Here is a 13,433-nt window from a genome sequence, read left to right on the forward strand (position 1 = left end):
GTTAACGCCGCTTTCGCCGGTTTCATCAGAATGCAACGTTCGGCGGCGGACGACTTCCGGGCACTCACAAAGGCGGCTCTACCGTTGCAGGGATTTCAGTCTTCTGATTGAAAAAACGAAGCGGATGCTCTTTAGCATTTTTCCTTCGGAGTAATTTAGGGAGGGGATTTCATTGGAGAAAGTAGACATTTTTAAGGACATTGCTGAGCGGACCGGAGGGGATATCTATCTCGGGGTTGTCGGCGCAGTCCGGACGGGGAAATCAACATTTATTAAACGATTCATGGAAACGATCGTATTGCCTAACATCGCAAGTGAGGCTGATCGTGCCCGTGCAGTGGATGAACTTCCACAGAGTGCAGCAGGTAAAACGATCATGACCACCGAACCGAAATTCGTACCGAATAATGCGGTTCAGATTAAAGTTGCCGAAGGATTGGATGTCAATGTACGTCTTGTGGACTGTGTAGGTTACGCTGTGGAAGGTGCCAAGGGATATGAGGATGAGAATGGGCCACGCATGATCTCCACGCCTTGGTTCGATGAGCCAATTCCGTTCCAGGAAGCGGCAGAGATTGGCACGCGCAAAGTCATTCAGGAACATTCCACACTGGGCGTTGTTGTTACAACGGATGGTACAATCGCTGAGATTGCACGGAGTTCCTATGTAGAGTCCGAAGAGCGTGTCATCGCTGAACTGAAGGAAGTGGGTAAGCCGTTTGTACTGGTCATCAACTCTACTCGTCCACGCAGTGAAGAGGCTCTTCAATTGCGTAACGAGCTTGCAGCGAAATATGACATCCCAGTGATGACCCTGAGTGCAGCGACAATGACAGAAGACGATGTGACAGGTGTCCTTCGTGAAGTATTGTATGAGTTCCCAGTACATGAGGTGAATGTGAATTTACCGAGCTGGGTTATGGTATTGAATGATACACACTGGTTGCGTAGCAACTATGAAAATTCTGTTCGTGACACGGTGAAGGATATTCGTCGTTTGCGTGATGTGGATCGCGTTGTATCCCAGTTCATGGAATACGAATTCATTGACCGTGCTGGACTAAGCGGAATGAATATGGGTCAGGGCGTAGCCGAGATTGATCTGTATGCACCAGATGAGTTATACGATCAGATCCTCGTGGAAGTTGTGGGGATTGAGATTCGAGGCAAAGATCATCTGTTACAACTGATGCAAGAGTTCTCTCATGCCAAAAGAGAGTATGATCGCTTCGCTGAAGCACTGGAGATGGTTAAAACGACCGGTTACGGCATTGCGGCACCTTCTCTGGCTGAGATGGCATTGGATGAACCTGAACTGATTCGTCAGGGAACTAAATTCGGAGTACGCTTAAAGGCAACCGCACCTTCCATCCATATGATTAGAGTCGATGTGGAGTCTGAATTCGCACCGATTATCGGTACGGAGAAGCAGAGTGAGGAACTGGTGAGATATCTGATGCAGGACTTCGAAAATGATCCGATCAAGGTATGGGATTCAGATATGTTCGGGCGTTCATTGCATTCCATCGTAAGAGAAGGTATTCAGGGCAAGATTGCTATGATGCCGGATAATGCCCGCTATAAGCTTCAGGAAACGCTCGGAAGAATCATTAACGAAGGATCGGGCGGATTAATCGCCATCATACTGTAAAATCAAAGACCGCAAGGGATGCCTTGCGGTCTTTATCATGTTTATTTTTTCTTAATTCTGGAGGATATGGATGGAAGATTAGCCTTTTCAAAAAAACTTAGCGAGTTTTAGCTTTAAATTGCTAAAACCCATTTACATACTAGGGATTAGCCGTTATATTAATATTCAACTATTGTGATCGAGATCACAGAGAGAGAATGACTAGGGGGAATAGAGATGAAGAGAAAAGCTACGAAATGGGTTTGGTTAAGTGTACTGCTCGTGTTTACATTGGCACTGTCCGCATGCGGAATCAAAAAAGAGCCAGCAGCAACACCAGCTTCTGGAGCGGAGGACAAGCCTGCGACTGAGGCGGTGACTGGCCCGCTAAGTGGTAAACGGGTTGCTCTGATTATGGAATTCAACACAGGTACATTCTCACAACAATATGTGCAAGGTGTTCGAGAAGAGATTGAAAAATTCGGTGGCACGCTAACGACGTTTGTTGCCGATAACGATAAAGCGAAAATGGTATCATTGCTTGATAGTGCGATTAACCAAAAGTTTGATGCGATTCTGACGGACCATGGTGATTCTTTGCTTGAACCAGGTGTCAAAAAGGCTGTAGAACAAAACATCCCAGTTGTAGTATTTGATGCGGATATCAGCGTTCCTGGTGCTACAGTGTTGTCCCAGGATGATCAGAAGATGGCTGAGCTTACCTTAGAACAAATGAAAAAGGACATTAACGGTCAAGGCAATATTGTTAAAGTATGGGTAGCTGGATTTGCACCGATGGAACGCCGCCAGGTGTCATACGCTAAGTTTATGAGCGAAAACCCTGATATTAAAGAGATTGCAACATTTGGTTCAGCTCAAAATCCAGCGCTTGATACACAAGCGAAAATGGAAGCAATTCTGAAGCAATATCCAAAAGGTGAAATTACTGCAGTGTGGACGGCATGGGATGAATTTGCTAAAGGTGCAGCACGTGCAATTCAACAAGCTGGCCGTGATGAAATTAAAGTTTACGGTATCGATATGAGTGATGAAGACTTGCAAATGATTCAAGATCCTAAAAATCCATGGGTTGCATCCGCAGCAGTTGATCCAACGGACATTGGACGGGTACAAGTTCGTTACGCTTACCAAAAGATTAATGGTGACGAGACGGAGGATGCAGTGGTACTCAATCCGGTTTATGTACAACGTGAAGCATTGCCTGAGAAACAAATTTCTACTTCCGAGCTGTCAGAGTATGTAGAAGGCTGGGGTGGAAGTACGCAGGGTATCAAGGATTGGATGAAGGATTACGGCATTACTGCCAAATAAGCACTGTTGTACATCAATAGCAACAACAAGCGTTAGTCGAGCGCGCCGTCAGGCGCGCTTTTTCCAGCAACTACAGACCTGACGCGTACTGGATAATGGGCTTTCCGATGAAATAAAAAAAATACGAATAATCCCATGGGAAGAGATTGGAGGTATACATCATGACAACGGCATCTATTCTACTGACAATGGAACATATCCATAAACAGTTTGCAGGCGTTCCTGCACTTAAAGATGTGAATTTCTCTGTAAAAGGTGGAGAGATTCATGCTCTTCTTGGAGCTAATGGAGCCGGAAAGAGTACACTAATGAAGATTCTGTCCGGTGCCTATCCGCTAGATCAGGGCACGATTAACCTGAACGGGCAGATCCTGCGTCTGACCTCTCCTGGAGATGCCAAAAGCCAGGGGATCCACTGTGTGTATCAGGAAGTGGATTCAGCCCTAGTACCTCAATTAACTGCTGCAGAGAATATTATGTTAGATCAACTTGCGTCTTCTGCTGGCGGCTGGTGGAAGAGTCCTCGAAAATTGCAGCAGCGCGCTAGTGAGGTGTTGAAGCAGTTGGGAGCGGACTTTTCTGTGCATAAGAAAGTGGCTGATCTCACACTTGCAGAGAAACAGATGATTTTGCTCGCGCGTATTCTGGTTCAGGAAGCGAAGGTTATTATTTTTGATGAGCCAACTGCACCACTTAGTCAGGAAGAGACAGATGCTTTTTTCCGCATTGTGCATTTGTTGAAGGATCGTGGAGTTGCATGTATTTTCATTACACACCGCCTGGTTGAAGTCACGGGTCATTGTGATCGGGTAACGGTGATGAGAGATGGTCAGCATGTGTTTACGGGGGATACGCGTGGACTTACGATTAACGATCTAGTCACCCAGATGTTAGGTAAGTCATTTGATGAAGAATTTCCTAAGATTGAAGCGCCAATCGGTGATCTGTTGCTTGAAGCACGTGGACTCCGGCGTGGGCTTAAGGTCAAAGGCGTTGATCTATCTGTACACCGCGGTGAGGTGCTTGCTGTAGTAGGACTTGTTGGTGCGGGCAAAACGGAATGCTCACGCCTATTGATTGGAGCAGACCGGCTGGAGGCAGGAGAGGTGCGTTTGAACAATAACAAGCTTCGCATGGCTGAACCCGCTGATGCTGCGGCATTGGGAATCGTCTCCGTACCTGAAGAACGTCGCAAACAGGGTATCCTAATTCATGAGAATGTTGAACGCAACTTAAGTTTGCCGTTGCTCAGCAGACTCAGCAGGCTTGGTTTTGTAAGCCGTAAAAGGGAACGTGAGAATGCGGAAACGTTGATTCAGCAACTTGGTATTAAAACCTCGTCTGTTCGTCAGGAGGTCAAGTATTTAAGTGGGGGTAACCAGCAAAAGGTAGCCATTGGCAAATGGTTAAACGCGGATGCTGAAGTGTTCATATTTGATGAGCCAACAAAAGGTGTAGACATTGGAGCCAAAAGTGATATTTTTCGAATTATTAACCAACTGGCTCTGGCAGGAAAAGCGGTCATTTATTTCACATGTGAATTGGATGAGGGACTTGGAATCGGCGACCGCATTGCAGTGATGTGTGAAGGTGAGATTGTGAAGGAATTCAAACGAGGCGAAACTAACCAAGAACAGCTGCTATACTACGCAAGCGGTGGACAAGAGGTGCAAGCATGAAGGACAAATCATTAGATTTTGCGTTCCGTTATGGAGCGATTATCGTTATTATTGGTGTTATTGCATTTTTCGGCATTAAATTGCCTTATTTCTTTACGTACAGCAACTTAACCGATATTCTAGGTTCCATCTCGATCGTGACGTTTGTGGCGATTGGTGTCACATTATCTCTAATTGTGGATGGATTCGACCTTTCTGTAGGTGCAACTGTATCACTAACGACGGTGGTTACTGCCTCTTTGATGATCTGGTATCAACAGCCGTTAGCAGTCGTTATCATCGTTCCGCTAGTAATTGGCGCTGTCATTGGTCTTCTTAATGCGCTGCTTATTGTGAAACTGCGTATCCCTGACCTGCTGGCTACACTAGCCACGATGTACATTATTGGTGGAATTCACAAAACGTACGCACAAGGTTACACGATCTATAATCATATGCAATTTCCGGATGGAAGCAAAGCAGCGGGGGAGATGGATCCAACGTTTTTGCAGCTTGGGCAGGGAAAATGGCTGGGCATGCCGATTTCGGTCATCCTTTTGCTCATTGCGGTAATCGGCGTTCACATCTTTTTAACGTATACGAAATACGGTCGTCAAATGTACATTACTGGAGGCAATGAAGAGGCTGCAAGATTGTCTGGAATCAAGGTGAAAAAGGTAAGAACACTAGCCTATGTGGCAGCAGGCGTGTTTGCTGCAATCGGTGGTATTATCTATGCGTCCAAGGTTGGTTCTGGACAGATTGATGCTGGTTCTCCGTTGTTAATGGAATCCGTAGCAGCGGTGTTTGTAGGGTTTTCGGTGTTCGGGGCGGGTAAGCCAAACGTGATCGGAACATTTATAGGTTCCGTGTTAATCGGCGTTTTAGTGAATGGTTTGACGATGATGAATGTACAGTATTTTACACACGATATTGTAAAAGGTGGCGTTCTTGTCCTAGCCTTGGCCGTTACATTTTACGTGTTAAACCGCAACCGCACTTGAAATTGTGTGCTGTCTGTATTAGTATAAAATTTGTTCCGCGTATGGAGCGCGCTTGGTTTCAGGCGGCATTCTGCCGGAAAGAACTGTTAACCGCAAGCGGAGAATGGTGTTCATCACGCTCAAGATTTACGTAGATTTTTTGCGTATGAACGTATATTTCGCGATAAAACGGAAACACAGTATAACATTCAGGACATTGATTCAGGAGGTGAAAAACAAATGAATAAATCAGACTTGATTACACACGTGTCTGAAGCTACTGAACTGTCCAAGAAGGATGTAACGAAAGCGGTTGATGCCGTATTCGAAGCAATCTCTGAGGCTCTTCAAAGCGGAGACAAAGTACAATTGGTTGGTTTTGGGAACTTCGAAGTTCGCGAACGTTCTGCTCGTAAAGGACGTAACCCGCAAACAGGTGAAGAAATCGAAATTCCTGCGAGCAAAATTCCTGCATTCAAACCAGGTAAAGCGCTCAAAGACGGAATTAAATAAGATTTCTACATATTCCATATGTCGACAAAAAGACCGTGACTTGTTCACGGCCTTTTCTTTTGCCTTTTTAAAGAGGATCTGAACGATTGTCTGACGGATTAGCTTCTTCGGGTTGCAGGGCATAAGCAATTAAAATCAGTTCTTTGCCTGCGGCTTCAGAGAGATGCTGTTCAATCTCTTGAATCTGATGCACATGCTCTTCTGTGAGTGTTGCTGGAGTATATTTCAGATGAATTCTCCTTTCTGAATCTAGATACTTTGTAGTATGACCCAGCATTTAATAATTGTTGCGTTCCATATGGATAGGACTCTGTTGACAAATGCAAAAATTTTAATCATCATTAACGCTATTGAACTAGGAGAGGGGACGTTACGTGATGGACCATCCAACCGGCAGTGATTATATTGTCATTCGAGCGGAGGAGAACGGTGTACAGGTAATCGGCTTAACTCGGGGCCAAGACACGCGTTTTCATCATACAGAAAAGCTCGATAAGGGAGAAGTGATGTTTGCTCAATTCACGAATCATACTTCTGCCATCAAAATCCGAGGCAAGGCTACGCTGATTACCAAGCATGGTGAAATTCAGTCCGAATAATGAAAATTGCAGGCATAGCCTGCTTTTTTTCATTGTACAATGAGGTATGAGCCTTTACCGGACAGACTACACTAACAGGTGAGGGCAGGGAGGCATTTATGAAACCCGGAATGATCCTTACAACTTCAGTGTTAGCAACGGTCGCGGTTGTTTTTCTGCTTGTAGCGATACAGAACTTACATACACGTACATGGGGTGGGGATCACGTATTACCAGTCACAGCGACCAAAGCACCAGAGGAATTGTCCGATAAAAACTTGGTCGATGTGCTACATTCTATGCATTTAACAACTCCCATCGCAAGAGTAGAATGGAAGCAATCCATTTTGAAGCTCGATCTAAAAGTGATTGGAACGGGAACAAGCCATAGTGAAATATACGCCAATATGGCTGCTGTAGCTGAGCTGAGTTTTCGCAGCTTAGGCAATGTGGAACAAGTATTGCTTCGTGTCATGGCAGAGGATGAATGGCTGCATAAGCAACATCTGTTACTTGCTGCGGATATTCGCCGAAATGAATGGCCTTTGGAAGCCATTGATGCCCTTCGAAATTGGAATAGTCCAGCGTTATCTGGCGAATTAAAAGCATGGTTTCATATTATGGAGACGGAACTCTGGAGGAAGCAATTCGAAATGTTGAACCAGGGGTAATAGAATAGCAGGATTCAGTGCGTGTCAGATAAACATATGCTATAATATATAAGATTGTAGTGCAGAAAAAGGTTTAACAATGCAAAGTCTCGGAGGCTGGAGAATGAATTCATATCGCGTACCCCAACTAGCAAAAAAATATACGGATTACGACATGATTCGACAACATACGGAAATACCACCGTTTCCGGATAGCCGAGCGCGTCTGTTGCAGGTGTTTGTGAGCCGCACGGATGAGAAGCAGCATGATGAAATATATGCTCTAGCTACCTCGCTCGTTCAGTTGGCCATGGATACGCATGATCGTATTGATACTTTATCCGGAGCACGTAAAGAACAGGAGATGCGTTCACGTCAGTTGAATGTACTCGCTGGCGATTATTTCAGTAGTCGATTCTATCAACTGCTTGCCCATGCCGACCGGATCGAAATGATTGGTAAACTTAGTGGTGCAGTCGCTGAGGTTAACGTGGGTAAAATGTCATTATATGAACGTATGAAGAAGCTAGTCGTTTCGCCTGATGAATACTTACGTGAAACGGTACAGCTGAAAATGCAGCTGTTTCTTTCTTTTACAGACATAATTGGTGAAAAGGAACAGTCTATCTGGGAGCATCTGCTTGCTGAATTTAGTACCTGTGAGAACATTGTGGAAGAATTGCAGAAGCTAAATGATGAGAAATGCTTTGTCTACAGTTATGCCTTCTGGAGTATCTATAAGCAGGGCAGTGATGAGGAACGGAAGGTTCTTCTTCAACCTGAGCCGGATATGCGTGTATGGGCTGGACTGGTTCTGAAGTATCGAATTGGTGAAATCTTGTTGGACAAGCTTCGTAATAGTACACACCGCATACAGCAATTATTGCAAGATAAGGTGGAGGGGGAAGGACTGCATGAAGTGCAGACTATTTTGGAACCTTACCTCACTTATTTGCAGCCTTCGCATGCGGTAGTTAGGGAAGACTGAGGGGGAGACGAATGGGTAGCACAGAGACCAAACCGAAAGAAGAATTTGTCCATTCGGTTTTTCAGAGTATTGCAGGTAAATACGATGTCATGAATGATATCCTAAGTTTTCGTAGGCACAAGGCTTGGCGTAAATTCACCATGAAAAAGATGAACATGTCCCAAGGAGATACAGGGCTTGATTTATGCTGCGGAACCTGCGACTGGACGCTTGCCATGGCGGAAGCAAGTGAAACGGGTCACATGCATGGTCTGGACTTTAGCAGTAACATGCTTGAGGTAGGTCAGACGAAGATTAATGCTGTGAATCGCGAGAAGCAGATCACACTTGTACAGGGAAATGCGATGTCACTACCGTTTGACGATAATACGTTCGACTACGTGACGATCGGTTTTGGTCTTCGGAATGTACCAGATCTGAGACAGGTTCTGTCTGAGATGCAACGTGTGGTGAAGCCGGGAGGCAAAGTGGTATGTCTAGAGCTATCCAAGCCAACATGGCAGCCTTTTAAAGGCATTTATTATTTTTATTTTGAACATATGTTGCCTAATCTGGCCAAACTGTTTGCTAAACGTTATGAGCAGTACAAATGGCTACCAGACTCGCTGGCACTATTTCCGGGAAGAAAGGAACTGGCGAGCATTTTCGAAGAAACCGGATTACAGCAAGTGCAGGCCTATCCTCTGACCGGAGGCATCGCGGCACTGCATATTGGAACCAAGGAGAATCAGCATGTTTAGGAAAATTCGTATCTTTTTAGAAATGATCAAGATTGAACACACGCTTTTTGCATTACCTTTTGCTTTTATGGGAGCTATTCTCGGTTCCATGTTACTCAACGGCACGTTTCCATCCTGGATGCAAATCTTCTGGGTACTACTCGCTATGGTAGGTGCGCGAAGTGCAGCATTTGGTCTCAATCGTATCATTGACCAAGCCATTGACGGTAAGAACCCACGTACGGCAATGCGAGCTATTCCTGCTGGATTGCTGAAGAACGGCGAAGTAGTTATTTTCATTATCGTATCGTTTATATTGTTATTCTGGGCATCATCCAATCTTAATGTGTTATCCATGCAATTGTTGCCTATTGCTGTGTTTATGCTAGTACTGTATTCATATACCAAACGTTTCACCTGGTTATGTCATATCGTGCTAGGTATGACGATTGGTCTGGCTCCACTTGGGGGCTGGGTCGCGGTTACGGGTTCGATGGATTGGACAGCGATTGTACTCTACGTTACGATTGTATTCTGGACAGCGGGCTTCGATATCATCTATGCATGTCAAGATTTGGAGTTTGATCAGGGAGAGGGCTTGCATTCCATTCCTTCTCGCTTTGGATTAATTAAGTCACTGAAAATCGCAAAATTCTTCCATATCATTACGGCGATTGGTTTCTTAGCACTTTTGTTAATGACTGATCTTAGCTGGTGGTATGGTGCCGGTATGTTGATTACGTACGGTATTCTATTCTATGAGCATTACATTGTTTCACCTAATGACATGAGCCGAGTTCAAACGGCATTCTTTACGATGAATAGTGTGCTAAGCCTTGTAGTGTTTACGTTCACTTTGATTGATCTGGCGGTGAAGTAACGATGCAGCAGCCGGACAATAAACGCCTCGTTGTTGGTATAACTGGAGCCAGTGGAAGCATTTATGGCATTAGGCTGATTGAAACGTTACTTGATCTGAGCTACACCGTACATCTCGTGATTTCTAATGCGGGCTGGCGTGTATTAAAAGAGGAAATGGACTGGGATATTACGAGCCGTGACGCTGTGCTTGAAGAAAAATTCGGCGGTCGTTCCGGCTCACTTATCTACCATCCCGTTAGTGATATTGGAGCATCCATTGCAAGTGGATCATATCTTGCTGATGGTATGATCATCATGCCTTGCTCTATGGGAACTCTCTCATCCATTGCGCAAGGTTCATCTGACAATCTGATGTCTCGCGCAGCCGATGTGATGATGAAGGAAGCGAGACCGTTAATTCTCGTTCCACGAGAGACGCCGCTGCATGCAATCCATTTGGAGAACATGTTGAAGCTCTCCAGACTAGGTGTACGCATGATTCCGGCGATGCCGGCATTTTATTACAAACCTCAAAGTATGGAAGAGTTGATTATGTTTTTGGTAGGCAAAGTGCTGGATAATTTGCGCATACCGCATCAGCTCTTCAAGCGATGGGGAGAACCGGATGAACGGGGTTAACAACTGGAAGCTGGAAACATCCATTGACTAGTAAGAAGAGATTAAGCTTCGAGTTGTTGCCCCACACCCGGGGTATTGGTGAGTGCTGATGAATGCTCGAAATGACACACAGCCTTGACCCATACTCCGGCAACTTCTGTATCCTTGTTTCAGAATACGTCGAAGAGTTTAAATCCCGGATGTCGGTCATGGCATTCGAAGAAAAGTGTACGACATATACAGAACACAAGTAGGGACGGCGAGCCCGGGCTTTCGTTATGCCTGCAGGCCGGAATTGCTGGAGGGGAAGGTAAGCATGGATTTTTGGACTGACAATACGCTGATACGGGTGAACGAATGAAACTATTAGATATTTTCGGGTTGTTAAAAAAAGATATGGATTACATTGAAAAAGAGTTATATCGCAGTGTTCAAGGGGAACAAAAGTTGCTGAGTGAAACTTCACTTCACTTGCTCAAAGCTGGTGGGAAACGTTTACGCCCAGTATTTGTGCTGCTGGGTGGGAAATACGGTACATATGATATTGAGCGACTGAAGCTCATTGCGGTTCCGCTCGAATTGATACATTCAGCCTCCCTTGTGCATGATGATGTCATTGATAATGCGGCAACACGTAGGGGCAAGCCAACAGTGAAATCCAAGTGGGATAATCGGATTGCTATGTACACCGGGGATTATATTTACGGGAAAGCGCTGCAAATGACAGCTGGCTTATCTGATCCGGCAATTCATCGTATTCTGGCGAAGGCGATGGTGCAGATGTCCATTGGCGAGATGGAGCAGATTCGCGACTTTTTTAACACAGGACAAAGTGTGCGTAATTATCTCCTTCGTATTCGGCGTAAAACGGCGTTGCTGATTGCAGTAAGTTGTCAATTGGGAGCTTTAGCGACTCGTGCGCCTAAGGAAGTATCCTCTCTGCTGTATACCTACGGATACAATGTGGGCATGGCGTTCCAGATTCAGGATGATGTATTGGATCTGATCGGAACAGAGAAGCAACTGGGCAAGCCTCCGGGCAGTGATATGAAGCAGGGAAACATTACGTTGCCCGTGCTCTATGCATTACAAGAACAGCAGTTACGTGAACCGCTACTAGAAGAAATTGCTCGTGTACAGCATGAGGACGGACGTGCAAGCGCATCAGATGCCATTGGAATGATTCGCCAAAGTCAAGGAATCGCTAAAGCTGAAGCACTCGCTGACCGATATATGAAGAAAGCGCTCGATGCTCTGGATCAACTACCTAACATCAAGACCAGCAAAAATCTGCGTGATATTGCTCATTTTGTCGTTAAACGTACTCATTAATTTCAGTTGTCGATTCAATTCAGGATTGGCAGTTGAATGACTCATGCACGAATGTAGGAGTGACAATCCTCATTGGGAGGAATTGCTCTTGTATGTTACAATCAAAGGGATTGCGTCTACATATTGAAATAACTTTGAACCGTGAGTGAGGAGTGAGCCAATGGATCGTACATTTTTGATGGTGAAGCCTGATGGTGTGCAGCGTGGTTTGATAGGGCGTATCGTTAGCCGTCTGGAAGACAAAGGGTTTAAAATGGTTGCGGGCAAGCTGGTTCAGATGACTGAGGATCAGGCTAAGCGGCATTATGCCGAGCATGAAGGCAAGCCGTTCTTCGATGAATTAGTAGGATTTATTACATCTGGGCCTGTATTTGCGATGGTTTGGGAAGGTGACGATATCGTGGCATTAGCGCGGATCGTAATCGGCAAGACCAATGTAAAGGAAGCAGCTCCAGGTACTATTCGTGGAGATTTTGCTAGTCACACACCGCATAACCTAATTCATGGGGCAGATTCGCCGGAAAGTGCTACCCGTGAAGCAGCAAACTTCTTTGGTTCTGAGGAATTGGTAACGTACGACAAGAGCATCGCAGCCTGGTTGTAATTTATTAACCAGAAGGGTGATACGATGCTGGAGCAGGAACAACAACTAGACCCGGATTATGCCGGATTCATTCGTAAAATCAAAGAGAGCACGGGCATTGACCTTGCTCAATACAAGGAAGGCCAGATGAAAAGACGGCTGACCACACTTCGCAACAAAAATGGATTTAATACATTTTCTATTTTTTTTGATGCTATGCAAAAGGATAAGTCCCTATTCTATGAATTTTTGGATCGTATGACGATCAACGTATCTGAATTCTGGCGTAATCCGAACCGTTGGGAAGTCCTTCGGGATCAGATATTACCTGAACTGGTCGGTTCCAAGCGTAAAGCGAAGGTATGGAGTGCGGCTTGTTCAACAGGTGAAGAACCGTATACGCTAGCTATGATTCTGGATACAATGGGAATTCTTAAGGATAGCTCGATTACAGCAAGTGATTTGGACGAAGGAGCAATAGCCAAAGCCAAAGAAGGTCGTTATATGGAGCGTTCGCTCAAAGATGTACCTAAGGAAACGGCTGAGCGTTACTTTAAGCAGGATGGCTTGGTGTACCGAATTGATGAGAAGCTCAAAAGTTCGGTTAAGTTTGTGAAGCAAAATCTGTTGTTGGATCGTTTCGATGACGGGTACGATCTGATTGTATGCCGGAACGTAATGATCTATTTTACCGAGGAAGCTAAAAACCTGTTGTACCACAAGTTTGCAGCAAGTTTGCGACCAGGCGGTGTTTTGTTCGTGGGCAGCACCGAGCAGATTTTCTCTCCTGGACAGTATGGCTTGGAGACAGCAGAGACGTTCTTTTATCGCAAAAAATAAGTTGATATCATAAATACAAAATATTGTTGATAACCGTCTGGGTTACACATGCTAATATGTGTGCTCAGGCGGTTATTTTGCAAAGCGCAGAAAAATGAATCAAGAAGTAGTTTATTATTAGGAAGATTGGACGGGTGATAAACTCGTT

At 45.0% G+C, this 13,433-nt stretch carries 15 protein-coding genes; 14 read left to right on the forward strand and 1 reads right to left on the reverse strand.

Annotation, left to right across the window (positions count from 1 at the left end):
* Window positions 1-172: 172 nt before the first annotated feature.
* The 5 genes from spoIVA to M3636_RS04440 all read left to right on the forward strand — a co-directional run bounded on the left by spoIVA (window position 173) and on the right by M3636_RS04440 (window position 6,116).
* The gene (gene spoIVA, locus M3636_RS04420) at window positions 173-1,651 is read left to right on the forward strand and encodes a stage IV sporulation protein A (protein WP_128102558.1); all 1,479 of its coding nucleotides are present in this window, start codon (window positions 173-175) and stop codon (window positions 1,649-1,651) included.
* Window positions 1,652-1,867: 216 nt separating this feature from the next.
* Window positions 1,868-2,962 carry a sugar ABC transporter substrate-binding protein gene (locus tag M3636_RS04425; protein ID WP_056696704.1) on the forward strand — a complete coding sequence of 365 codons (1,095 nt, stop codon included), beginning with the start codon at window positions 1,868-1,870 and terminating at the stop codon, window positions 2,960-2,962.
* 161 nt (window positions 2,963-3,123) lie between these two features.
* Window positions 3,124-4,641, forward strand: a complete 1,518-nt coding sequence (locus M3636_RS04430) for a sugar ABC transporter ATP-binding protein (protein WP_251381362.1) — start codon at window positions 3,124-3,126, stop codon at window positions 4,639-4,641.
* Window positions 4,638-5,624, forward strand: a complete 987-nt coding sequence (locus tag M3636_RS04435) for an ABC transporter permease (RefSeq protein ID WP_128102557.1) — start codon at window positions 4,638-4,640, stop codon at window positions 5,622-5,624. Before M3636_RS04430 ends, M3636_RS04435 begins: the two co-directional genes overlap by 4 nt.
* Window positions 5,625-5,843: 219 nt before the next feature.
* On the forward strand, window positions 5,844-6,116 hold the full coding sequence (locus M3636_RS04440) for an HU family DNA-binding protein (protein WP_024630670.1): 273 nt from the start codon (window positions 5,844-5,846) through the stop codon (window positions 6,114-6,116).
* 67 nt (window positions 6,117-6,183) lie between these two features.
* On the opposite strand, the gene M3636_RS29455 is transcribed toward M3636_RS04440, so the two are convergent.
* Complete coding sequence (locus tag M3636_RS29455) at window positions 6,184-6,309, reverse strand: hypothetical protein (protein WP_285858496.1); 126 nt, start codon at window positions 6,307-6,309, stop codon at window positions 6,184-6,186.
* 184 nt (window positions 6,310-6,493) lie between these two features.
* On the opposite strand from M3636_RS29455, the gene mtrB reads away from it, so the two are divergent.
* From mtrB to M3636_RS04485, 9 genes are all read left to right on the forward strand, one after another.
* A complete protein-coding gene (gene mtrB / locus M3636_RS04445; protein ID WP_056696710.1) occupies window positions 6,494-6,715 on the forward strand; it encodes a trp RNA-binding attenuation protein MtrB in 222 nt (73 codons plus the stop codon).
* Window positions 6,716-6,813: 98 nt separating this feature from the next.
* Complete coding sequence (locus M3636_RS04450; RefSeq protein WP_251381363.1) at window positions 6,814-7,365, forward strand: hypothetical protein; 552 nt, start codon at window positions 6,814-6,816, stop codon at window positions 7,363-7,365.
* A gap of 103 nt (window positions 7,366-7,468) precedes the next feature.
* The gene (locus M3636_RS04455) at window positions 7,469-8,332 is read left to right on the forward strand and encodes a heptaprenyl diphosphate synthase component 1 (RefSeq protein WP_251381364.1); all 864 of its coding nucleotides are present in this window, start codon (window positions 7,469-7,471) and stop codon (window positions 8,330-8,332) included.
* Window positions 8,333-8,343: 11 nt separating this feature from the next.
* Window positions 8,344-9,072, forward strand: coding sequence for a demethylmenaquinone methyltransferase (locus M3636_RS04460; RefSeq protein ID WP_145410882.1), 729 nt, complete (start codon window positions 8,344-8,346; stop codon window positions 9,070-9,072).
* The gene (locus M3636_RS04465; protein ID WP_251381365.1) at window positions 9,065-9,931 is read left to right on the forward strand and encodes a UbiA-like polyprenyltransferase; all 867 of its coding nucleotides are present in this window, start codon (window positions 9,065-9,067) and stop codon (window positions 9,929-9,931) included. Before M3636_RS04460 ends, M3636_RS04465 begins: the two co-directional genes overlap by 8 nt.
* Window positions 9,932-9,933: 2 nt before the next feature.
* Window positions 9,934-10,551, forward strand: a complete 618-nt coding sequence (locus M3636_RS04470) for a UbiX family flavin prenyltransferase (protein ID WP_251381366.1) — start codon at window positions 9,934-9,936, stop codon at window positions 10,549-10,551.
* Between the two features lie 336 nt (window positions 10,552-10,887).
* A complete protein-coding gene (locus M3636_RS04475) occupies window positions 10,888-11,862 on the forward strand; it encodes a polyprenyl synthetase family protein (protein WP_128102550.1) in 975 nt (324 codons plus the stop codon).
* Window positions 11,863-12,022: 160 nt separating this feature from the next.
* Window positions 12,023-12,466 (forward strand): nucleoside-diphosphate kinase, encoded by a 444-nt coding sequence (gene ndk, locus M3636_RS04480; RefSeq protein ID WP_128102549.1) that lies wholly within the window; start codon window positions 12,023-12,025, stop codon window positions 12,464-12,466.
* Between the two features lie 24 nt (window positions 12,467-12,490).
* On the forward strand, window positions 12,491-13,285 hold the full coding sequence (locus tag M3636_RS04485) for a CheR family methyltransferase (protein WP_128102548.1): 795 nt from the start codon (window positions 12,491-12,493) through the stop codon (window positions 13,283-13,285).
* Window positions 13,286-13,433: the final 148 nt, after the last annotated feature.

The organism is Paenibacillus sp. MER 99-2, from assembly GCF_023714095.1.
Classification (GTDB): domain Bacteria; phylum Bacillota; class Bacilli; order Paenibacillales; family Paenibacillaceae; genus Paenibacillus.